This window comes from Lysobacter xanthus (assembly GCF_047159895.1).
In genome coordinates this window covers 32748-53482 of sequence record NZ_BAAGAB020000009.1, presented here as the reverse complement: position 1 = coordinate 53482, position 20735 = coordinate 32748, and the positions used below count along the sequence as shown (strand labels likewise).

Below are 20735 nucleotides of genomic sequence, written 5' to 3'. Positions count from 1 at the left end.
TTGCGCTGACGCAGCCTTCACAGCAAGGACGATGCCAACGGCACGGCGCCGCCAAGGCATTGATTGATAACGGCCGCGAAGCTGGGCGCCGCTTGAACTCGCGTCATGGAGGTGCAGAACCCGGGCCTTTCGCACCACCGAGGTGCAGGCGCGGGGGCGTGACGGCGCCGACCCCGGCCCGTACCCTCGCCGCTCCATTCGCGATGCGCACGACATGCCCGACTTCCTCCAGGCCCTCCTGCTCGGCGTCATCGAGGGCATCACCGAATTCCTGCCGATCTCCAGCACGGGCCACCTGCTGATCGCCGAGCGCTGGCTCGGGCACCGCTCCGACCTCTTCAACATCGCGATCCAGGCCGGCGCGATCCTCGCGGTGGTGGTGATCTACCGGCAGCGGCTGCTGCAGCTGGCGCTCGGCATGCTCGGGCGCGGCACGCCCGACGTGCACGGGCAGCCCGCGCGCGACTACGCGCTGAAGCTCGGCACGGCGTTCGGCGTCACCGCGGTGCTCGGGCTGGTGGTCAAGAAGCTCGGCTTCGAACTGCCCGACGAGGTCGCGCCGATCGCCTGGGCGCTGATCGCCGGCGCGGTGTGGATGGTGCTGGCCGAAGTGCTGGCGGCGCGGCGCGCGGCCGCGATCGGCGAGCGCGCGGACATCACCTGGACGGTCGCGGTGCTGGTCGGCCTCGCCCAGATGCTGGCCGGCGTGTTCCCGGGCACCTCGCGCTCGGCGGCGACCATCTTCGTCGCCCTGCTGGCGGGTACGACGTCGCGCGCGGCGGCCACCGAGTTCGCCTTCCTCGTCGGCATCCCGACGATGTTCGCCGCGACCGGCTACGAGCTGCTGCACGTGCTGCGCGACGGTGGTGCCGCCGGCGAGGACTGGTCGGCGCTCGGCATCGCCTTCGTCGCCTCGACGCTCACCGCGTTCGCCGCGGTGACCTGGCTGCTGCGCTACATCCAGACCCACCGCTTCACCGCGTTCGCGGTCTACCGGCTGGTGCTGGGCATCGCCCTGCTCGCGCTGCTGCCGTCGGGCGGCTGAGCACGCCTCAGCGCGTCGCGCGGCCCGGCGCGGACGGCGTCGCCACCGCGGCGACTGTCGTGCTGCCGTCTTCCGCGGCGGTCGCGACACCCGTTTCAGTCGCGGCCCGCTCCGCCTCGCGGCGCGCCTGGCGGGCCGTCTCCAGCTGCAGGCGGCGCTCGGCATCCGCCAGCGGCGTCTCGTCCGGGCAGCGCGCATCGGGGAAACCGTAGGCATCGCGGAGTTCGAGCCCGCACCGCGTCGACTCGTCCCACGGGCGATCGTCGACGCCGCAGCGGCTCTCGAACTGGCGCTGGAAGGCGTCGCGGCGACGCATGAAGTCCTCGCCGCACTTGCGGCGGATCACGATGCGCTCGAGGTCGTCCTGCGCGGCATTGCGCCCGACCAGGCCGTACTCGTCGAGTTCGTCCGTGGTGAGCAGGCGCAGGCGCCGGTTCGGCACCGTCATCATCAGGTCGGCGACCGCGAGCGCGACGCCGTGGCGCTCGAAGTAGTCGCGCACCATCGAGTTGACGTTGCGCAGCTCGTCGTTGAGTTCGGCGCGCGAGGTCGCGTTCGACTGGTCGCGCATCAGACGGTGCACGCCGACGTTGCCGCGCACGACGCGGTCGTCCGCCGCGGCCAGCACCAGCACGCAGGCGCTGAGGCAGTTCGCGCCCTCGCCGACGCGCACGGTCCAGCGCGCATCGGCCATCGCATCGCCCGCGCGGATCGCCTGTTCGACGTGGCCGCCGGCCGAATCGATGTCGAGCAGCCGCTCGGGGAGGTCCATGCGGTCGGCCATCGCCGAGACGCGGCGCATCAGCCCGTAGAAATCGCCGTCGATGCGGCCGCGGTACTGCAGGCGCACGAGGCCGGTCGACTCGCAGTTCGCCATCGCGTCGTAGAGGGCGTAGAAGCCCACGCTGTCGAGCACGCGAGGCGGATCGTCGGCGTCGTCGCGCTCGCAGCTGACCTGGGCCAGGCCGCCGTCGACGCGCGCCGGCGGCCACTGCGTGCCCTGCAGGTCGTCGCCGGGCTGCGGTTGGGGCGCTTCGGTGGAGGGCAGTCGCGCGACCGAGGTGTCGCCGAGCGTGACCGGCGCCTGCGCCGCAGGTGGGGCCGGGCTGCACGCGACCAGCAGCGTCGCGAGCGTCGCCGCGAGGCCCTGTCCGATCCAACGTCCCGACCGCTGCACTGCCGTTTCTCCTGCCGCCACGCCGTCACCGCATCCTGCGGCCGTTCCGATGAACCGGGGCTGGGCCGCCATGTCGAGTCTAACGGCGGATACGTTCAGTCCTTGACGAGCGGATGCAGCGAATACGTCGCCTGCAGAAGTGCCTCGCCGAGCACGTGGCCGTGCATCGCGCGCAGCGCGTCGGCGCCGGTGAAGCGCTCCGGCACGTCCAGCCGCGCGACGTCGAGCGCGAACAGGCGGAAGAAGTAGCGATGCAGCCGCAGGTCGTTGGGCGGCGGGAACGGGCCGTCGTAGCCGCGCCAGTCGCCGCGCAGGCCCTCGTCGCCCGCGAACCAGCCGGTGTAGTCGTTCAGGCCCTGGCGGCTGCCGGCCGGGCCCGCGGGCTCGCGCTTGCCGTGCGGCACCACGCCGTCGCTGCAGGCACCGGCGGCGATCTCGCGCACTTCGGCCGGGATGTCGACCATCACCCAGTGGATGAAGTCGCCGCGCGGCTGCTCGACCGGGATCTCGACGCCCGGCTTGCCGACCATCTCCGGCACCGTCGGCACGTCCGGGTCGATGACCAGCAGCGCGAACGACCGGGTGTTGGCCGGCGCCTCGTCCCATGCGAGCTGCGGATTGCGGTTCGGGCCGAAGCCGACGTCGTCGCCGCTGCGCAGGCCGGCGGCGAACTCGGCCGGCAGGCGCTGGCGGTGCTGGAAGCTGTCGCTGGTCAGGCGCATCGCGGTGTCTCCGAGGGCGGACGGATCAGGCGGTATAGCCCAGGCGCGCGGCCACCGGGCCGAGCAGCGCGAAGGCCTCGTCCAGCGGGCCGGCGAAGCGCTGCCAGTGGCCGCTGGCGAGGCGGCCGGGGCCGAAGGAGGCCATCGGTGGCACCGGCACGTCGACGCCGAGGGCATCGGCGAGCGCCTGCGCGACGCCGGCCGGATCGTCCTGGATGCCGTCCAGGCGCACGATCCGGTGCGGCGCGAGGTCCTGTGCCTCGAGGTCCGCGACCTGCTCGAGCGAGGCGGCCAGCCACGTGGCCGCGGCCACCGGCGAGTCGAAGCGCAGCGGCACCGGGCCGCCGAAGGCGAGCCAGTCGAGCAACATGTCGCGCGGATCGCGCAGGGCGATCATCACCACCGCATCGGGCATGTGCGGGCGCACCGCGAGCAGCAGCGCGTTGTCCCAGTGCGGCAGCCAGTCGAAGGCATTGCGGCCGTCGCTGCCGCGGCCGGGCAGCGCGGCGCGCCACTGGGCCACGAGATAGGCCGGGTCGAGGCCGCCGGCGACGAGCGCCTGCGGCGTCTCGAAACGCTGCAGCGGATCGTTCGGCGGCTCCGGGCCGAAGCGGTCGAGCAGCATCGGCGCGCCGCCGAGCTCGAAGGTGCGCACCAGGCGCTCGACCATCGCACCCGGGGCGCCCCACATCAGCAGCACGCCGCCGGCGTTCTCCGGCAGCGCCGCGGCCTCGGGCCACGGGCCGGCGAAGCCGCTCGCGGGCGGCGGCGCGAGGCGCTCGGCCTGGGTCTCGCGATGCAGCGCGAGCCAGGCCTCGACGGCCTCGGCCGGGCGATCGGCACGATCGAGCGCGAAGCCCAGCAGGTGGCGCAGGCTCCGCGCGACCTGCGGGTCCTCGGCGCTCGACGCCAGCGTCCGCACGCGCTCGACCGCCGTTTCCGGCTCGCGCTTCATCAGCCCGTCGATCAGGCGCATCTCCGCCTGCGTGTTGCCCGGATCGAGGGCGACCACGCGTTCGGCCATGCGCTCGGCGCCGTCGGCATCGCCGCTCGCGTCGAGGGCCGTCATGCGCGCGACGAGCGCGGGCACGTGGTCGGGCATGGCGACCAGCCAGCGGTCGATCACCGCGAGCGCCTCGGGGCCGGCGAACGGCTCGATTCCGAGTCGCGCGAGCCAGAGGTCCACGGCCTGCGGATGGGTCGCGAGCGCGGCGTCGAGCGTGCTGCGCGCGTCGTCGCGGTCGTCGCGCTCCTGCCAGGCGAGCATCAGCGCCGACAGCGTACGGCGGTCGCCCGGCAGCCACGCGAGCGCATGCTTCAGGCGCGGCATCGCGGCCTCGGCGCGGCCGGCCTCCAGCTCGAGCTCGCCGACCAGGCGATGCAGCGCGGGGCTCGCGTCGGGGCCGTCGAGCAGCGGGGCGAGTTCGTCGGCGGCCTCGGCCGGGCGACCCTGGCGGCGCACGATGTCGGCGACCAGCGCGCGCATCGGCAGGTGGCCGGGCGCGGTCTGCAGCACGCCGCGGAAGGCCTGTTCGGCGAAGGCGAGGTGGCCCTTGGCGAGGTAGGCGAAGCCGAGCGAGTGCCGCAGCATCGGCTCGTCGGGCGCGAGGTTCGACGCCTGCGACAGCAGCTCGAGCGCGTGGTCCGGGCGGCCGCGACGCAGCGCGAGCATGCCTTCGACCGCGCTCACCTGCGGGTGCTCCGGCGCGATGCGCGCGGCGGTGCGGACGAGGCGCTCGGCCTCGTCGAGCTCGCCGCGGCCGAGCGCGAGCTGCGCCTGCACGATGTAGGCGGGGAACTGGTTCGGATCGAGGCCGACGGAACGCGCGAGCGCGGCCTGTGCGCGGTCGAGGTCGCGCGCCTGCAGCAGCAGGCCGGCGCGTTCGAGGTGCAGGTCGGCGTCTTCGGGTGCGCGCTCGAGCGCGCGGTCCAGCGTGGCGAGCGCGGCGTCGGCATCGCCGGACAGGCGTTGCGCGGCGGCGAGCAGGCGCAGCGCGCGGAGGTCGTCCGGCTGGCTCTCGACGAGGGCCTGCGCGGAGGCGCGCGCCTCGTCGGCGGCGCCGCGGCGGAGCGCGTCGAGGACGGTGTCGTACATGGAAATCCCGATGGAGGCCGAAGCGGTCGGCGATTGTAGCGGGGGCTACGGGGGCGGAACGTCCAGCACGTCCGCCACCCAGTGCTCGGCATAGCCGTCGAGCCGGGCGTCGCGGAGGAAGCCGCAGTGGCCACCGTGCGCGGTGACCGTGAGCCGGGTGGACGGCGCGAGGCGCAGGCGCTCGAAGTCCGCCACCGGGATCACCGGATCGTCCGCGGCGGTGAGGATCTCGGCCGGCACGTCGAGCCCGGCGAGGCGGTCGCCGGCGATCGTGTAGCGGTCGAAGTAGCCGTCGAGCGAGCCGTAGTCGGTATGGCCCTCCACCAGCGCGCGCGTGAGTTCGCGCAGGCGGCGGCCGAGGGTGGCGTCGTCGAGATGCGGCAGGTGCGGAAACAGTTCGCGCTTGCGCTGCAGGGAACGCCGCCACTTGCGCTCGAAATAGCGACGGTAGAGGCCGACGCCGCGATCCATCGCGTCCATCGTGCGCGCCGGGTCGAGCACCGGGCAGACGGCGGCGACGCGTTCGAGCCGCAGCCCCGCCGCGGGTGCGCGCAGCGCGAGGCGCAAGGCGAAGTTGCCGCCGAGCGAATAGCCGGCGGCGACGGTGCGCGCGGCGGGGAAGCGCGCGGTCACGTCGACCGCCGCGCGCACGACCTCGTCGATGCGCCCGGAATGGAAGATCGCCTCGTTGAGGTGGTGGCTGTTGCCGTGGTCGCGGAAGTTCAGGCGGAACGTCGACCAGCCGCGGGCGAGCAACGCGGCCGCGGTGAGCCGCATGTAGCTCGAGTCGACGCTGCCTTCCCAGCCGTGCAGCAGCAGCGCGAGGCCTTTCGGCGCGGTGCGCGGGACGTCGTGCAGGCCCGACAGGCGGATGCCCTCGCCGGCATCGACGATGTGCGGCGTCGTGCAGGCCGAGGCGGCGGCGAGTCGTTTCCGCCCGATGCGGGCGCGCAACATGCTCGTGCCGAGGATCGTCTGCAGGTGCGCATTGCGCAGCCCGCGCGGCGGCGCGAAGCCGGCGTCGCGCACGCTCAACCGCCCATCGCGTCGACGATGCGCGAGCGCGCGAGCTCGGCGATGCGCCGGCGGCCCTCGTCGCCGCCCGGCGGGATCGGCTCGAGGAAATGCACGGTGGCGGTGCGCGCCGGCTCGCCGAGCAGGCGCACGAAGTTGGCGGCGAAGCTCTCGCGACGGCCGAAGGCGACCGTCGTCTGCGCGGCACCGTGGTGGCCGTACACGAGGGCCACCGGCTGCACCGGCACGCCGGCCTCCACCGCCGCGGTGAAGATGCGTGCGTGGAACGGGCCGATCTCGGTGCCGCCGCGCGTGCCGCCCTCGGGGAAGACGCCGACCGACTGCCCGCGGCGCAGGCGGCGCACCATCTCGCCGAGCACGCCGCCGAGCGATTCGGTGCTGCCCCGGCGATGGAAGATCGTCTGCCCGCGCGCGGCGAGCCAGCCGACCAGCGGCCAGCCGGCGATCTCGTCCTTCGCCACGAAGCCCATCATCCGCTGGCTGTGCAGCATCGAGATGTCGACCCAGCCGACGTGGTTGGCGACGAACATCGTCGCGCCCGGAAGCGGCGTGCCGGCGCGTCGCAGGCGGAATCCGAAGACGCGCATCAGCCCGGCCTGCCAGGCGCGGATCATCCGGTGCTGGAACGGCTCGTCGCGCCAGCGCCAGCCGCGCGCCAACGGGGTCAGCACCACCAGGAGCAGCGGCAGGTGCACGAGCGCATGCCAGAGCAGCATGGGCACGCGGACCAGGTAGCGCGACACGCGCAGGACGGCAGCGCCCGGCGTGGCGCCTGCGGGGGAAGTCGGCGCGGTCATCGGTGAAAGGGTACCGGAGGCCCGTCGGCGCCGGGAGCGGCAGCGCGGATCAACGCGGATCGCGCGCGACGACGGCGAGCGTCAACCGCGAGATGCAGGCGAGCCGGCCGCGCGCATCTTCGATGCGGATCTCCCAGACGTGCGTGCTGGCGCCGACGTGCAGCGCGCGTGCGCTGCCGGTCACGAGACCGTCGCGCACGCCGCGGACGTGGTTCGCATTGATCTCGATGCCGACGCAGATGCGGTCGTCCGGGACGCAGAGGTTGCCGGCGGTCGAACCGAGCGTCTCGGCGAGCAGCACCGAGGCGCCGCCATGCAGCAGGCCGTACGGCTGGCGGCTGCGTTCGTCGACCGGCATGGTCGCGCGCAGCACGTCGGGGCCCAGTTCGGTGAATTCGATGCCCAGCCGCTCGATGGCGGTACCGCGGGAGAGGGCGTTGAGGTCGGCGAGGGAAACGGTGCCGCGGAAGGGCGACGGGGGGCGCGGGGAGGTCATCCGCCCACGATACCGCCCGGCGCCCGGAGGAATCAGCGCGCGGCGAGCAGCGCGACGTCGATACGGCCGTCGTCGCGCTCGATGCCGAGCGTCACGTGGCGACCTTCCGCCGTGCTCCGCAGGGCCGTCGCGATCGGACGCGCCCCGGCGGTGCGCAGCGGGCGTCCGTCGATCTCGACGATGCGGTCACCGGCGCGCAGCCCGGCGCGGGCGGCGGCGGAGTCCGGCTGGACGCGCGCCACGGTGGCGGCACGGACGACGGCGCTCGGCACGCCCGAAGAGTGAAGCTCGACCGAGAGCCCCGCAGGTGCCTGCGCGGCAAAGACGGCGGGGGTCGCGACGAGGAGGGCGACGAGCACGAAGGAGCGCAGGTTCTGGTTCACGGCGGGGTCTCGGGAGCTGGAGGGGTGGAGCGGTTCGGTGGGAGCGGGAGGCAGCGGCGGATCAGGCGACGCGGAAGCGCGGGCCGGCCCATTCGCTGGTGTAGCGGCGGGCGGTGGCATAGCCGCTGCTCTTGCCGTAGCCGATGCCGAAGTCGCGCTCGCGCGGGGCCAGGCGGTTGGCGGAGACGGCGAACGGGACGACGCGGGCGGTCGGGGTCGGGGCCGGGGTCGGGGTCGGGGTCGGGATCACGGTGCGGTCGTTGGTGGTCATGGCGGTGTCCTCGGTGAGTTAGTGAATCGGTGTGTTGGTAGAGTACAACACCTAGGACCTCCCGCATGGGCCGGAAGTCACCCCACCGATGGCCCACCCCTGCACCGGCCGATACCGCGTCTCCCGACGGGGTTCGCCAACGGCCCGAAGCGGCCGCGGCGCCAGCGCCGATGCTGTGCCGCAACACGGGGCCTCGATAAAAAGTTCCGCGGAATCAACCGCTTGCGCTTCGCTGCAGTGCGGTGTGACCGACGCTGGACAAGACGCTAGCGTACGGAACGGCACCGTATGGCCGACTCGTCCCACGGATGCCGTTCCGTTCCACCCGACCCGGCGCGGCGTCCCCGTCCGCGCAATCCCCCGTCGCAAAAGGACAGGCTCATGACCCGGAACTCCCGTCGGACCGCCCGCACGCTGCTCCCCGCGCTCGCCCTGCTCGCGCTCGGCACGCAGGCCTCGGCCAATACGCTCAACCAGAACGTCTCGTGGACGATCGACCGCGCCAACACCACCGCGAAGGTGCGCGTGGTGGCCTATGGCGATTCGATCTACGCCGGCTACAACGGCTCGACCGTCAGTGCGGCGAAGTACGCCGCGCCGACCGTGCAGGCCGAATACCTCGCTTCCGTCTGGAACACCGACGTGGAGAGCGTTCGCCGCACGAAGAGCGGGGCCGTGGCGTCGGACGTCTACAACAACAAGATCGTCGCCGAGAGGTCGTACATGCAGTCGGCCGCGACGCGCGTGGTGACGTTCGAGATGTGCGGCAACGACGGCCTGCAGGCGCGCTCGAGCTTCAAGGGCCAGAGCGGCACCTGCAACTACGGGGTGCTGACCACCGCGGAGAACAACTGCAAGACGTACGTCGCGCGCTCGATGGACTTCATCAACGCGAACGCCTACGCCGGCACGCGGGTCAAGATCGTCGGCAACCTCTACTACCCGGGCTACAACGCCGACAACGTGTCCAGCTCGTGCACGGACGCGACGACCGGCGCGCGCGTCAACATGCGCGACACGTTCCTGCCCTCGCTCGCGCGCATGAACTACTGGATGTGCGAGTACGCGCGGCAGAAGGGCTTTGTCTGCGCCGACAACTTCGCGCAGTACATGGCGGCCGACTACGACAGCAACGGCGATGGCCAGGTCGACACCGACGCGTTGCGCTACGTGCCCGGCGAGAGCGAGTCCAGCTATGTGACTCGCATTACCTCCACGCTGCGCTCGACCCTGCGCGACGCGAACACGCACTTCGTGTCCTCGTCGAGCAGCTACGACTACATCCAGTCGGACGACACGCATCCGACGTACACGGGCGGCACCGTCACCGCCGGCCTGTTCGGCGGCACCACCGGCACCGGCGCACCGCGCTACACGACGTTCACCGGCGGCAAGAACTCGATCTGGAACCAGTTCGGCCACGAGCGGATGGGCTGGCTGCTGTCGCTGCTGACGCCGGCCTGACGGGCGCATGGGCCGCCGCGACCGCGACCGGTTCGACGGGGTGCGCGTCACCGCGCATCCGCGTCGCGCGCGCGGCGCGGTGCAGGTGCTGGCGATGCTCGCGCTGGTCGCGATCGTCGCCGGCCTCGGCTGGTGGACGATGGCGCGTCGCGCGTCGTCGTCCACCGCGGCCATCCGAACGGCGCAGGTCACCCGACGTGACGCCGGGCCGTCGCCCATCGACGACGCGGCCCCGACGCCGACCCGCGCCGCATCCCGCGGAATCGGCGCCGGCACCGCGGCGGCGACGCGCGACGGCGAGGATCCGACGCCGGATCTCTCCGACTACGTGCTGCCCGGCGAAGCGCCGACGATGCGCGAGGTCATCGACGCCCTGCATGCGCGGGGCATCCGCACCGGGCTCGGCGCGTTCCCGCCGCCGGGCACGCGGCCACCGCGTCGCGGTCTCGAAGTGCCCGACGGCTTTCCGCTGCCGGACGGCTACGTGCGCCATCACCAGGCGACCGACGACGGCCAGTCCATCTCGCCGATCCTCATGTTCTCCCCCGACATCGATTCGATCACCGTGCGCGGGCGGCGCGTGGCGATCCCGCCGGATCGCATCGTGCCGCCCGACCTCGCGCCGCCCGGCATGCCGCTGAAGTGGGTGACCCTCCCGCCGCCGCGCACCGAGGGCCCCTCCCCCTGAGCCGGGGGTTCGCGGGTCCTCGCGGCGTCCTGGTGGGCGCCGCGCTCTCGGGCGTTCTCGTCGCGCTGTATGCGCGCGGCGCCTGGCCGCTGGCCTTCGTCGTGCTGGTGCCGTGGCGACTGGCGCTCGCGCGCGTCCACGGCCTGCGCGACACGCTGTGGGCCGGCGTCGCCATGGCGGTCGCCTTCGTCGCGGCGGGCTTCGGCTGGTTCGCGCCCGCGGTGTCCGACTACACCGGGCTTGCCCCCGCCGTCGCGTTCGCCCTGCTGCTCGTCGCCGCACCGCTGCTACAGCCGCAACTCGTCGCGTTCGCACTGGTGCGCGCGCGCGCGGCGCGTCGGCACGGTGCGGCGGTCACCGCCGTGCTCGCGATCGCCGCCTGGCTCGCGACCGAATGGCTCGTGCCCCGCGTCTTCGACGACACGCTCGGCCAGGGCCTGCAGCCCTCGCGCCTGCTGCGGCAGGGCGCCGACCTTGCCGGGACGTCCGGGCTCACGCTGCTCGCGCTGGTGGTCAACGAAGCCGTCTCGCGCGCGATCGAGCGCCGCAAGGGACTGCGCGACGCATTGCTACGCGCGATCGGCGTCGCGCTGCTCGTGCCGATCGCGCTCGCCGGTTACGGCGCGATGCGCCTCGCGCAGATCGAACGCCTGCCCGCCGGCACGCCGCTACGCATCGGCCTCGTGCAGGCCGCGATCGTCGACTACGAGCGCCTGCGCGCACGGATCGGCGCCTACGCGGTGGTGCGGCGCGTGCTCGATGCGCATTACGGGCTGTCGGAGGAATTGCGCGCGCAGGGCGTCGACGCGCTGGTCTGGCCGGAGACCGTGTATCCGACCACGTTCGGCCAGCCGCGCAGCGAGGCGGGCGCCGAGCTCGATCGCGAACTCACCGGCTTCGTCGCCCGCAGCGGCGTCCCCCTCGTCTTCGGCACCTACGATCGCGACGACGCGGGCGAATACAACGCCGCCGCGTTCGTCGACCCCGCGCGCGGCCCGCTCGGCGCGTATCGCAAGACGCGGTTGTTCCCGCTTACCGAATACGTGCCACCGATGCTCGACGGCGCGATGTTGCGCGGTGCCCTGCCGTGGGCCGGCACGTGGCGGCCCGGGGATGGCGCGCGCGTGTTCCCGCTGTTCACCGCGGGCGGTCGCGAGGTGCCGGTGGCGCCATTGATCTGCCGCGACGACCTCGACCCGATGCTCACCCGCGACGGCGCACGGCTCGGCGCGCGATTGCTCGTGGGCCTATCGAACGACGCCTGGTTCACCCGCGATCCGCAGGGCGCACGCCTGCACCTGCAGTCCGCCGCATTGCGCAGCGTCGAGACGCGCCTGCCGCAGGTGCGCGCGACCACCAACGGGCTCAGCGCCGTCGTCGACGCGAGCGGCGACGTCGTCGCGCGCACCCGCATGGGCGAGCGCACGGTGCTGCTCGCGACCGTCTCCCTGGTCGAGATGCCGCCGACGCTGTTCGTGCGGACCGGCGACTGGATCGGGCCCGGAGCATTGCTCGTCGCGCTGGGCGGTGCGTTCGCATCCGTGCGGCGACGAGCACGACCCGGCGCCGCGGCGGACGCCGAATCCAGTGCGATCGACGAAGCACGCGATCGAACGATCCTGCTGCTGCGACCCTGGCGACGCCATGCGATCGGTGCCTTGCGCGCCCTCGCGCGGATCGCCGTGCTTGCGCTGGCCGCGCAGGCCCTGTTCGCCGCGGAATCGCCGGGCATGCTCGCGCAGCTGCGCGTGTTCGCGATCGTCGTCCTCGCGCCGGAAGTCCTCGCAGCGCTGTTGGCGGTGGGGTGCAGGGCGACGCTTCGTGTCGACGCCGATCGGCTGGTGCTGGATTCGCGGTCGCGTCGCATCGAGATCGAGCGCGCGCAGATCGTCGGGATGCGACCGTGGCGCCTGCCGTGGCCGGCGCCCGGTGTCGACATCGCGTTTCGCGACGGCCGTCGCTGGTCGCACGGCCTCGCCGGTGCCGGCGTGCTCGCGCTCGCCGACCGCAGCTTCGACGGAACGCGGCGGCAGGCGGCCCTCGACGCGCTCGACCTGCCGCGCGCGCGCCTCGACCATGCGCTGCTCAAGTTCGGCCTGTTTCCGCTGCTGCCGGCGCTGCCCGCATTCCGCCTGCACCAGGTCATCGCGTATGGCAGCGCGTTCGGCGAGTACTACACATTCGGCGCCACCGCCTACCTCCGGGCGTTGGCGCTCTGGTGGGGCTCCTGGGCGGTCGCGCTCGTGCTCATCGCCGCCGGGCTGCGCCTCGTGGCCGAGCTCGGCAGCGCGACGGCCCTCGCCCTGCGGCCGCACCGCACGCGCCCCGTGCGACGGCAGCTGCTCGCCCTCGCCCGCCTCGCCTATTTCATCGGCGTGCCGGCCTGGCTCGGCCTGCGCCTGCTAGGCGGTTGAGCCCGCAGGTCAGAGGATCGGCGCGAGCCCGGCACCGAAGGCGGTAAAGATCCGCGTGATCACGCTCTTGAAGCCGAGCGCGACTTCGGGGAAGTCGCCGACCGCCTCGTAGCAGTCGCGGAAGCGCGGGTCCGTCGGCGGCAGGGGCAGCGGGCATTCGGGCGAGGGACGGAATTCGTAGCTCGTCGCATACCGCCGCGGCCAGAGGTCGAAGATCGGCAGCTGTTCGGACGCCTTGCCGAGCGAGTAATCGATGCCGGACAGCACCGGCGGCTTCTCGCGCGGGGCGATCACCCACGAATTGGCCGGCGCGATGTCGCGCTCGATGCTCGCGGCGAGCTGGCGGGCGAAAGCGGGGTTGCGGATCACCACCATCGATTCGGTGTTGTAGCGGTCCCCGCGCGGATCGAAGTTGTGACTGCCGACCACGCCGACGGCCTCGTCGATGACGAGAGACTTCGCATGCAGGCCCATGCGCACGCCCGCGCGCTTGAGCGGCACCGGCGAATTGCTGCGGCGGCTGCCGTAGGCGAGCGCGGTGAATTCGCGCTCCAGTGGACGGCGCACCACGCGACGCGCCCGCTCGCGTGCGAGGCGACAGTCGAGCACGCTGCTGCGATCGCAGGGCGCGACGGCCGGCCGCGTGGCGACCGCGGCCGGTTCGAGCGCGCCGGTGGTCGCGACGTCGATCGGCGCGTCCTGCGGGAACGGCTTCATCTCGTAGATCTCGAAGCCGTACTCGCGCAGGTAGCGGCGCTTGTACTTGTACGAGAGCGCGTAGGCGATGAACGCATCGGTCGCTGCGAGGCTGTTGGTCGAGACGATGACGCGCGGCGGGTCGGCGCGGCGGTGCAGTTCGCGGAACACCGCGCGCGCGGGCTTGGACAGCACGAGATACGGCGTCTGCAGCATTACCCGGTCGTGCGCGCCGAGGATCAGGTCGCGCAGCGTACGGCTCGCGGGCGAGAGCACGCGATCGGTCGCGCCCTTGCCGGGCGGATCGGCGACGTAGTCCACCGCGCCGACCGGAAGCACGTTGCCGAGCAGGCGGTCCTGCACGAAGCCGGGCTCGTCGACCTCGGCCTTCGCCGCGGCGAGCCTGGCGGGCTCTGCATAGGCGTCCTGCCGCATCGCCGGGACGCCCTTGCGCAGCAGCAGCTTCGCGACGTCGCTGAGGTGCTCGACCGGCACGCTGCGGCGATCGCCCCAGTAGCGGTCGAAGCTGTCGCGCATTTCGCGCGCGGCCGGGCCCGCGACGAGCAGGTCGCGGTCGCGGAAGTTGTACTCGGCGTCCCAGTCGTAATAGTCGTCCTGGTAGTTGCGGCCGCCAGTGATGCCGAGCGCGCCGTCGACCAGCAGCAGCTTGGTGTGCATGCGCTTGTTGAGGCGTCGCCAGCAGCAGGCGCTGGCCAGCACGTAATCGGGATACGTGAGACGCGCCTTCCCGAGCACCGGGTTGTAGACGCGCGCCTGGAAGTTCGCATGCACGCCGGCGAGCGCGGCGAGCGAGTCGACGCGCTTCAGGGCCGAGAGCTGGTCCATCAGCACGCGCACGCGCACGCCGCGGCGGGCGGCCGCGATCAGCTCGTCGAGCACGAAACGCCCGGCGTCGTCCTCGTCGAAGATGTAGGTCTGCAGGTCGATCGACGTGGTCGCGCTGCGGATCAGGTCGATGCGCGCGAGCAGCGCGTCGCTGCCGCGGTCGAGCAGCAGCGTGTAATGGCGCGGGGCGTCGGGCGCGGACTCGGCGAAGGCCTGCCCGGCGAGCGCATGCAGCGCGGACGGCCGTGCGCAGGCGTCGGGGCGCGCGCATTCGACCACGGCGGGGCGCGCGGCCTCGACCACGGCATCGACCGCCGCGGTCTGCCGCGGGTTCAGTCCCGCGCAACCGGCGAGCAGGCAGGCGAACGCCGCCGCGGCGAGGCGGCCGGCGCGGCGCAGGCGGTCAGTCGGGAGCGAAGCGGACATCGAGTCGGAACCGGACGCGGTCGGCAAGCGCCCAGCGCCAGCCATCGAGGCCGTAATCATCGCGGCTGACGCGGCCGGTGGCGAGGATCGGGCAGGCGCGGCCGGGCGCGTCGCAGGTGGCGGGCGCGAGCTCGAAGCGCTCGCGGCGCGCGGTGCCGTGCAGCCGCAGCTCGCCGGCGAGCGCGCCGCCGCGCATGGCGAGCTCGGGGGTGTAGGGCTCGGAAATGAATTCGATCACCGGATGGCGCTCGGCATCGAACAGCTGCGGGCCCCGCGCGAGCCGCGTGTAGCGCGGCGAGCCGGCGATCTCCAGGTCGCGCGCCGACATCCGCAGGCGCACGCGCCGACGGCCGTCGGCGAGCGTGTCCACGCGGCCGTCGAACACGGGGAAGCGGCCCTTCACCGCCGAGCCGACGCGCGTGTGCACGTCGAACTCGATGCGCGAGCGCGCGGGGTCGAACGCCTGCGCGCCACAGGGGCCGCAGGCCGCGAGCAGGACGGAGGCGAGAAGCGTGGCGCTGCCTGCCGTCACGGCCACCAGAACCGGGTGAGCCGGGCGACGCCCGGCTCGAGCGCCGCATCCGCGGGCATCTGCAGCACGGCCACGCCCGCCGGCGGCATGCCGCGGTAGTCGCCGGTCTGGCCGGTGTCCATCAGCGCGGCGAGCTGCTCGAGGCCCGGGTTGTGGCCCACCAGCATCACGCGGCGCATGTCGCGGAAGCGGTCGGCGATCTCGATCAGGGTGCCCGGCGTGGCCTCGTAGATGCCTTCCTCGTAGACGGGATCGACGAAGCCGGTGACGCGCAGCACGCCCTCGGTCGTCTGCCGCGCGCGCAGCGCGGGCGAGCAGAGGACGCAGTCGGGCACCAGGTCGTGCTCGACGAGCCAGTGCCCCACGGCCTCGGCCGCGGCGACGCCTTCCGGCGACAGGGGGCGGTCGGCATCGGACTGGCCCGACCGCGGCGCGTCGGAATGGGCATGGCGCAGGAGGATGAGTTCGCGCATCGGTCGTCGGCTCCGGGAAGGTCAGCTTGGGATACGGGGATCAGCGCGGGGTGAACGCGCCCTGTCGAGCCTACACGCCGGACGGCCCGTATGATTCGCGCTCCGCGGCGCCGGACGCGCCCAGCCGATGCCTGCGCATGAGCGAACTGCACGACCTCGTCGCCCTGATCCGCTCGAACACGCCGCTGATCGTGATCGAGACCCGCGACGAGGCGCGGGTGGTGGAGCTGTTCCGCCAGGCCCTGATGCACACCTGGCGCGAGCTCTACCGCTGGACGATCACCGAGGGCCTTCGCCGGATCGATCTCGACCGCGAGGACCCGCCGCACGTCGCGCCGGATGCCACGAACACCTTCCAGGCGATGCGCGACGCCGAGCAGCGTGGCATCTACGTGCTGTTCGACATGCATCCCTACCTCGGCTACGCCGGCAGCCAGCGCATGCTGCGCGACCTGGTGCAGCGCCGGGACTGCGAGCCGCACGTCATCGTGCTGGTCGGCCACAGCATCGAACTGCCCGGCGACCTCGAATCGCTCGCGGTGCGGTACCGCCCCAAGCTGCCCGATGCGAACGCGCGCCTGAAGATCGTGCGCGAGGAGGCCGAGGCCTTCGCCCGCGAGAACGGCCGTCGCGTCGAAGTGGACGCCGAGGCGGTCCAGCAGATCGTGCGCAACCTGCGCGGGCTCGACCCCGTGGACGTGCGTCGCATCGCGCGCCACCTGATCTTCCGCGACGGCGCGCTGGGCCCGGACGACCTGCCCGAGCTCGCCAAGCTCAAGTTCGAGCTGCTCAACCGCTCGGGCCACCTGCACTACGACTACGATGCCGCGCAGATGGACGAGGTCGCCGGCGCGCGCCGCCTCAAGCGCTGGGTGGAACAGCGCAAGGCGGTCTTCCTGTCGGCCGAGCCGCCGCCCGGCCTGGATCCGCCCAAGGGCATGCTGCTGCTCGGCGTGCAGGGCTGCGGCAAGTCCATGCTCGCCAAGGCCGTAGCCACGGGCTTCGGCGTGCCGCTGGTGCGGCTCGACTTCGGCACGCTGTACGACAAGTTCCACGGCGAGACCGAGAAGAACCTGCGGCAGGCGCTGGAGTCGGTCGAGCAGCTCGAGCCGTGCGTGCTGTGGATCGACGAGATCGAGAAGGGCCTGTCGACCGACGAGGGCAATGGCGACGGCGGGGTCTCGCGCCGCGTGCTCGGCTACCTGCTGACGTGGATGGCCGAGCGCAGGTCGCGCGTCTTCCTCGTGGCCACCGCCAACCAGATCGACGCGCTGCCGCCGGAGTTGCTGCGCAAGGGTCGCTTCGACGAGATCTTCTTCGTCGACCTGCCGAACGCCGAGGTGCGCGAGCAGCTCTTCCACGTGCACCTGAAGAAGCGCGGGCTCGAGCCCGACGGGTTCGACACGGCCGCGCTCGCCGGCGCGAGCGACGGTTTCTCCGGCGCGGAGATCGAGCAGGCCATCGTCTCCGCCCTGTATTCCGCGCACGCGGCCGGCGCCCCGCTCTCGGACTTCACCCTGCGCGCCGAACTGCGCAACACGCGGCCGCTGTCGGTGGTCATGGCCGAGCGCGTGGCCGCCCTCCGCGACTGGGCGCAGGGGCGCACGGTGCCGGCGGACTGAAGCGCGTCGGATTAATCCGATGCGACGCGGCAGCGTCCACCGACGGCGCCCGCCGCACGCGATGGGCAGGATGGCTGCACTCCCTGCCGGGCACCGCCATGCACCGCGTCGTGATCGAACCGCTTGAAGACGGCTGGCTGCTGCGCCGCCCCGACGGCCGCGCCGAATGGATCGACACGCGCAGCTGGGCCGAGCGCGCCGCCGAGAGCGTCGCGCATGAGTTCCACGAGCGTTCGGGCCGACCGGCCTGCGCCGTCGTCGCAAATGACGACGGCTGGGTGGAGTTCGCGCGCTTCGGTTGACTCAGGCCGGGTGCCAGCCCGTTCCGTGCTCGTAGTGGAAGTTCGTCGTGCCGTCCTGCGCGAACTGCGCGGCGTCGCCCTGCCGGCGCCAGGTCTGCACCTGCAGCTCGGTCGCGCCGATGCGCAGCACGTTGAAGGCATTGGTTTCTTCGCGCTCGCGCGTGCTCGTCGCCGTGCCGGCCTGCACGATGAGCGCGGCGAAGCCCGCGATGCGGTAGCGGCTCGCGCTGGTGCCGATGTTGCTGCGATGCAGGTGCCCCGACAGGAAGACGTCGACCTCCGCCTTCGCGAACTCGGCCATCGCCATCGGCGCGCGGCCCAGCACGTCGTCCTCGTCGCCTCCGGCCGGGACGTCGAACGGGTGATGGGTGACGACGACGCGCGTGACGTGCTCCGGCAGGCCGTGGAAGCGGCGCTCGATCTCGCGCACCTGCGCGGTGTTGATGCGGCCGCCCTTGAAGGTGAGCGAGCGCGCCGTGTTGACGCCGACCACCGCGATCTCGTCGTCGATGTAGGTCGGGTATTCGTCGTCGGTGATGTAGCGCTGGAAGCGGCGCAGCGGCGACAGGAACCGGCGCGCGACGTCGTACAGCGGCACGTCGTGGTTGCCCGGCACCACGATCTGCGGCTTCGGCAACGTGGCGAGGTAGTCGCGCGCGGCGCGGAACTGCGAGCCACGCGCCCGCTGCGTCAGGTCACCGGACACCACCACGACATCCGGCTTCACGGACTCGATCGCGGCACGCAGCGGCGCGAGCAGCGCGTCGTCGACGCGCCCGAAATGCAGGTCGGAGATCTGGACGAGCGTGCGCATCAGTCGGGTTCCGGAGGGGGGGCGAGCACGCGCAGGGCGCGCGGACGGACGCGGAACCGGACCGGCGACTCGGTGAAGCCGACCTCGCCGTCGCGCGCGAGGCGGACCCGCGTGCGCCGCGATTCGACCACCAGCTCGGTCACCGCGAAGCCTTCGAGGTCGTGCTCGTCCGACACCCGGCCGACCAGCGCGCGGAGCGCGAGGCCGATGAGGAACCACGTCCCGGTGCGGCGCAGGACGTAGACGGAGAGCACGCCGTCGTCCAGCGTAGGACGGGCACCGGCGTTCGGGCCCTGTACCACGTAGTCGTTGTTGCCGACGAAGACGAACGGGGTGCGCCGGGGCAGGTCCTGGCCGTCGACATGCAGCACGACCGAGAAGGCATGCGGGCGTCGCAACGCGCGCCAGGCGGCCTGCAGCAGCGCGGCGCCCTTGCCGAGGTGGCGGCGCGCCTGCGCGCGCTCGCGGTGCGCCACCATCGTCGCGTACAGGCCGAGGCTCGCGTTGTTGAGGAACAGCCGGCCGTTCACCTCGCCGACGTCGACCTCGCGCACGTGCCCGGCGGCGATCGCACGCGCGGCGCCCTCGAGGTCGTCGGGCAGGCCGAGGTCGCGCGCGAAGTGGTTCAGGGTGCCCCCGGGCAGCACGCCGAGCGGGATGCCGGCATCGAGCGCGCGCGCGGCGACCGCGTTGATCGTGCCGTCGCCGCCCGCGGCCACGATGCACGGCGGCGACCCGGCGAGGGCGGTGTCGATCGCCTCGTCGAGCCGGGCCGGGTCGCGCACCACGTGCAGTTCCGCGGCGAGGCCCGCCTGTCGAAGCGCCGCGCGCAGCGCGTCGGCGTCGTTGCCGCCGCTGTGCGAACTCGCGTTGACGATGACGGGAACGATGCGGTCCACGGGCCCTCCTGCAGCCGCCAGCATCGGCCGGCGGCCGTGCAGCGGCCGTCAGGACGGTCGATCCCCGGCTACAGCGACCACCAGCCGGTGATGGACAGCCGGTCCTGCCGCGCCCAGGGCGCGACGAGGCTGACCACGTGGTCGGCCGGCACCTCGAACAGCGAGAGCGTGTTCCAGCGCGGCACGAAGCTGTCGACGACGCGGCCGTCGCGGTCGACGAACTGGAGCAGGCCGCCCCAGTCGGCCTGCCAGTCGCGCGTGAGGTTGATGACGTAGGCGAAGCGACGCTCCTTCGCGGCGTCCTCGTCGTTGTGCTGGCGGAGGAAGTGGCCGCGGCGGTAGCGCGTGGCCTGAGCGCCGGCGCGACGGATCCGCTCGTCGCCGGTGACCGCCCGGTAGAACCCGATCGCCGACGGCGAATTGAGGCTCTCCAGCACGCGATGCAGCACGAGGCCCGGGTCGAGGCCCTCGGTGTAGGCGCGCACCATCATGTAACTCTCGTAGGCGAAGCGGAATCCGTCGCCGTCGGCCACGCCGCGCAGGAAGCCGTCCATGTCGCCGGCCTGCAGCCGCGCGTATTCGTCGCCGCGGATCGTGCGGGCGCCGGCGTCGTCGCGCACGGCGAGCGTCCACGGCACCTCGTGCTCCAGGCAGTCGCGCAGCCGCCGTGCGACGGCCGGGTCGAGGAAGTCGTCGACCTGCACGCGCCCGCGTTGCCGCAGCGCATCGCGCATGGCCGCGACGTCGAGCCCTTCGTTGATCATGCCGCCCCCGCGCAATCCCCGCCCCGATCATGGACGGGGGCGCGTCGGGACGGAAGCGCCCGGCCGGCCGCGGCGTGGCGGCGACCGGTCGGGCGCGGCCGCTTACGGCCAGCGCGGCGGATTCGCGGCCCAGGCGGCCTGCACCTGCGCGAGCGTGGCGCGGTCCTCGTCGCGCCACTGCGGCAGCAGCTCGGCGTAGCGCGCGGGGGTCGACCACTGACCCGGCTCGGTGCGCACGGCGGCGGCGTACCAGCGCACCGCCTCGTCGCGGCGGCCGAGCGTCCACAGCGCGACCGCGAAGCTCGGCGGCATCCACGAGGCGGTGACGCCGCGACCCGCGATCTCCGACCATTGCGCCAGCGCACCGGCGGCGTTGCCGCTGCGGTAGAGGTCCCAGCCGTAGTTGAACTTCACCGGCTTCCACAGCGCGCTGGTGATGTCGAGGCGCGAGAGCACGTGGCCGTAGAGGTCGCGGCCGACGTCGAGCTGGCCGCCCTGCATCGCGTAATGGGCGAGCTGCGCGGTTTCCAGCACCGCTTCGGGGCGTCGTTCGACGAGGCGGCTCATGCGGTCGAGGGCGGCCGGCGTGCGCTCCTTGAGCTCGAGCACCGGACGCAGGGTGGCGGCGTCGGCGTCGAAGTAGAACTCGGCCACGCGCGGAAGTTCGGGGGTCTGCGCGCGGGACGGCGCAGCGAAGGCGAGGCCGGCGGCGAGCGCGACGGCGATCAGGGTGCGGCGGATCATGGACGGGGGACCTTGGGCTTCGGAAGTCGG

21 protein-coding genes are annotated in these 20735 nt (G+C 72.9%); 6 read left to right on the top strand and 15 right to left on the bottom strand.

The features are described 5' to 3' along the window. Positions 1-214: 214 nt before the first annotated feature. Positions 215-1045 carry an undecaprenyl-diphosphate phosphatase gene (locus tag ACY35P_RS04730; protein WP_462114683.1) on the top strand — a complete coding sequence of 277 codons (831 nt, stop codon included), beginning with the start codon at positions 215-217 and terminating at the stop codon, positions 1043-1045. A 7-nt stretch (positions 1046-1052) separates the two neighbouring features. On the opposite strand, the gene ACY35P_RS04725 is transcribed toward ACY35P_RS04730, so the two are convergent. The 8 genes from ACY35P_RS04725 to ACY35P_RS04690 form a co-directional block, all read right to left on the bottom strand. Further along, entirely contained in the window at positions 1053-2222 is a 1170-nt protein-coding gene (locus ACY35P_RS04725; protein ID WP_462114682.1) for a hypothetical protein, read from the bottom strand. Positions 2223-2317: 95 nt separating this feature from the next. Then, the gene (locus tag ACY35P_RS04720) at positions 2318-2944 is read right to left on the bottom strand and encodes a YbhB/YbcL family Raf kinase inhibitor-like protein (RefSeq protein ID WP_462114681.1); all 627 of its coding nucleotides are present in this window, start codon (positions 2942-2944) and stop codon (positions 2318-2320) included. 25 nt (positions 2945-2969) lie between these two features. Then, the gene (locus ACY35P_RS04715; RefSeq protein ID WP_462114680.1) at positions 2970-5039 is read right to left on the bottom strand and encodes a tetratricopeptide repeat protein; all 2070 of its coding nucleotides are present in this window, start codon (positions 5037-5039) and stop codon (positions 2970-2972) included. Positions 5040-5084: 45 nt separating this feature from the next. Next, a complete protein-coding gene (locus tag ACY35P_RS04710; RefSeq protein WP_462114691.1) occupies positions 5085-6068 on the bottom strand; it encodes a YheT family hydrolase in 984 nt (327 codons plus the stop codon). 2 nt (positions 6069-6070) lie between these two features. Beyond that, positions 6071-6871 (bottom strand): lysophospholipid acyltransferase family protein, encoded by an 801-nt coding sequence (locus ACY35P_RS04705; protein ID WP_462114679.1) that lies wholly within the window; start codon positions 6869-6871, stop codon positions 6071-6073. A gap of 49 nt (positions 6872-6920) precedes the next feature. Beyond that, a complete protein-coding gene (locus ACY35P_RS04700; protein WP_462114678.1) occupies positions 6921-7367 on the bottom strand; it encodes a hotdog fold thioesterase in 447 nt (148 codons plus the stop codon). 32 nt (positions 7368-7399) lie between these two features. After that, positions 7400-7750, bottom strand: coding sequence for a PDZ domain-containing protein (locus tag ACY35P_RS04695; RefSeq protein WP_462114677.1), 351 nt, complete (start codon positions 7748-7750; stop codon positions 7400-7402). 61 nt (positions 7751-7811) lie between these two features. Further along, entirely contained in the window at positions 7812-8021 is a 210-nt protein-coding gene (locus tag ACY35P_RS04690; RefSeq protein WP_462114676.1) for a hypothetical protein, read from the bottom strand. Between the two features lie 381 nt (positions 8022-8402). Here ACY35P_RS04690 and ACY35P_RS04685 point away from each other — a divergent pair, with 381 nt between their 5' ends. The 3 genes from ACY35P_RS04685 to lnt are packed head-to-tail and all read left to right on the top strand — an operon-like array spanning position 8403 to position 12587. Further along, on the top strand, positions 8403-9485 hold the full coding sequence (locus ACY35P_RS04685; protein WP_462114675.1) for a hypothetical protein: 1083 nt from the start codon (positions 8403-8405) through the stop codon (positions 9483-9485). 7 nt (positions 9486-9492) lie between these two features. Then, positions 9493-10173 (top strand): hypothetical protein, encoded by a 681-nt coding sequence (locus ACY35P_RS04680; RefSeq protein WP_462114674.1) that lies wholly within the window; start codon positions 9493-9495, stop codon positions 10171-10173. A 32-nt stretch (positions 10174-10205) separates the two neighbouring features. Beyond that, complete coding sequence (gene lnt / locus ACY35P_RS04675) at positions 10206-12587, top strand: apolipoprotein N-acyltransferase (RefSeq protein ID WP_462114673.1); 2382 nt, start codon at positions 10206-10208, stop codon at positions 12585-12587. 9 nt (positions 12588-12596) lie between these two features. On the opposite strand, the gene ACY35P_RS04670 is transcribed toward lnt, so the two are convergent. The 3 genes from ACY35P_RS04670 to ACY35P_RS04660 are packed head-to-tail and all read right to left on the bottom strand — an operon-like array spanning position 12597 to position 15560. Continuing rightward, positions 12597-14555, bottom strand: coding sequence for a phospholipase D family protein (locus ACY35P_RS04670; protein ID WP_462114672.1), 1959 nt, complete (start codon positions 14553-14555; stop codon positions 12597-12599). After that, positions 14533-15087 carry a YceI family protein gene (locus ACY35P_RS04665; protein WP_462114671.1) on the bottom strand — a complete coding sequence of 185 codons (555 nt, stop codon included), beginning with the start codon at positions 15085-15087 and terminating at the stop codon, positions 14533-14535. Before ACY35P_RS04665 ends, ACY35P_RS04670 begins: the two co-directional genes overlap by 23 nt. Further along, positions 15084-15560, bottom strand: a complete 477-nt coding sequence (locus tag ACY35P_RS04660) for a SixA phosphatase family protein (RefSeq protein ID WP_462114670.1) — start codon at positions 15558-15560, stop codon at positions 15084-15086. Before ACY35P_RS04660 ends, ACY35P_RS04665 begins: the two co-directional genes overlap by 4 nt. Positions 15561-15697: 137 nt before the next feature. Between ACY35P_RS04660 and ACY35P_RS04655 the strand changes: the two genes are divergently transcribed. Beyond that, positions 15698-17182 (top strand): AAA family ATPase, encoded by a 1485-nt coding sequence (locus ACY35P_RS04655; protein WP_462114669.1) that lies wholly within the window; start codon positions 15698-15700, stop codon positions 17180-17182. A 98-nt stretch (positions 17183-17280) separates the two neighbouring features. Further along, positions 17281-17484, top strand: a complete 204-nt coding sequence (locus ACY35P_RS04650; RefSeq protein ID WP_462114668.1) for a hypothetical protein — start codon at positions 17281-17283, stop codon at positions 17482-17484. A 1-nt stretch (position 17485) separates the two neighbouring features. Here the strand turns inward: ACY35P_RS04650 and ACY35P_RS04645 are convergent, their stop codons facing one another. The 4 genes from ACY35P_RS04645 to ACY35P_RS04630 form a co-directional block, all read right to left on the bottom strand. Beyond that, complete coding sequence (locus ACY35P_RS04645; RefSeq protein WP_462114667.1) at positions 17486-18298, bottom strand: metallophosphoesterase family protein; 813 nt, start codon at positions 18296-18298, stop codon at positions 17486-17488. Next, on the bottom strand, positions 18298-19197 hold the full coding sequence (locus ACY35P_RS04640; RefSeq protein WP_462114666.1) for a diacylglycerol/lipid kinase family protein: 900 nt from the start codon (positions 19195-19197) through the stop codon (positions 18298-18300). Before ACY35P_RS04640 ends, ACY35P_RS04645 begins: the two co-directional genes overlap by 1 nt. A gap of 68 nt (positions 19198-19265) precedes the next feature. Further along, positions 19266-19961, bottom strand: a complete 696-nt coding sequence (locus ACY35P_RS04635; protein ID WP_462114665.1) for a 2OG-Fe(II) oxygenase — start codon at positions 19959-19961, stop codon at positions 19266-19268. 102 nt (positions 19962-20063) lie between these two features. Further along, entirely contained in the window at positions 20064-20705 is a 642-nt protein-coding gene (locus ACY35P_RS04630; RefSeq protein ID WP_462114664.1) for a tetratricopeptide repeat protein, read from the bottom strand. Positions 20706-20735 lie beyond the last annotated feature (30 nt).

What these genes read in the sequence shown, in the direction of transcription:
- ACY35P_RS04730 (WP_462114683.1), top strand. Translation starts at nt 215, where the DNA reads ATGCCCGACTTCCTCCAGGCCCTCCTGCTCGGCGTCATCGAGGGCATC.
- ACY35P_RS04720 (WP_462114681.1), bottom strand. Translation starts at nt 2,944, where the DNA reads ATGCGCCTGACCAGCGACAGCTTCCAGCACCGCCAGCGCCTGCCGGCC.
- ACY35P_RS04715 (WP_462114680.1), bottom strand. Translation starts at nt 5,039, where the DNA reads ATGTACGACACCGTCCTCGACGCGCTCCGCCGCGGCGCCGCCGACGAG.
- ACY35P_RS04705 (WP_462114679.1), bottom strand. Translation starts at nt 6,871, where the DNA reads ATGACCGCGCCGACTTCCCCCGCAGGCGCCACGCCGGGCGCTGCCGTC.
- ACY35P_RS04700 (WP_462114678.1), bottom strand. Translation starts at nt 7,367, where the DNA reads ATGACCTCCCCGCGCCCCCCGTCGCCCTTCCGCGGCACCGTTTCCCTC.
- ACY35P_RS04690 (WP_462114676.1), bottom strand. Translation starts at nt 8,021, where the DNA reads ATGACCACCAACGACCGCACCGTGATCCCGACCCCGACCCCGACCCCG.
- ACY35P_RS04685 (WP_462114675.1), top strand. Translation starts at nt 8,403, where the DNA reads ATGACCCGGAACTCCCGTCGGACCGCCCGCACGCTGCTCCCCGCGCTC.
- ACY35P_RS04680 (WP_462114674.1), top strand. Translation starts at nt 9,493, where the DNA reads ATGGGCCGCCGCGACCGCGACCGGTTCGACGGGGTGCGCGTCACCGCG.
- ACY35P_RS04670 (WP_462114672.1), bottom strand. Translation starts at nt 14,555, where the DNA reads ATGTCCGCTTCGCTCCCGACTGACCGCCTGCGCCGCGCCGGCCGCCTC.
- ACY35P_RS04660 (WP_462114670.1), bottom strand. Translation starts at nt 15,560, where the DNA reads ATGCGCGAACTCATCCTCCTGCGCCATGCCCATTCCGACGCGCCGCGG.
- ACY35P_RS04655 (WP_462114669.1), top strand. Translation starts at nt 15,698, where the DNA reads ATGAGCGAACTGCACGACCTCGTCGCCCTGATCCGCTCGAACACGCCG.
- ACY35P_RS04650 (WP_462114668.1), top strand. Translation starts at nt 17,281, where the DNA reads ATGCACCGCGTCGTGATCGAACCGCTTGAAGACGGCTGGCTGCTGCGC.
- ACY35P_RS04645 (WP_462114667.1), bottom strand. Translation starts at nt 18,298, where the DNA reads ATGCGCACGCTCGTCCAGATCTCCGACCTGCATTTCGGGCGCGTCGAC.
- ACY35P_RS04635 (WP_462114665.1), bottom strand. Translation starts at nt 19,961, where the DNA reads ATGATCAACGAAGGGCTCGACGTCGCGGCCATGCGCGATGCGCTGCGG.
- ACY35P_RS04630 (WP_462114664.1), bottom strand. Translation starts at nt 20,705, where the DNA reads ATGATCCGCCGCACCCTGATCGCCGTCGCGCTCGCCGCCGGCCTCGCC.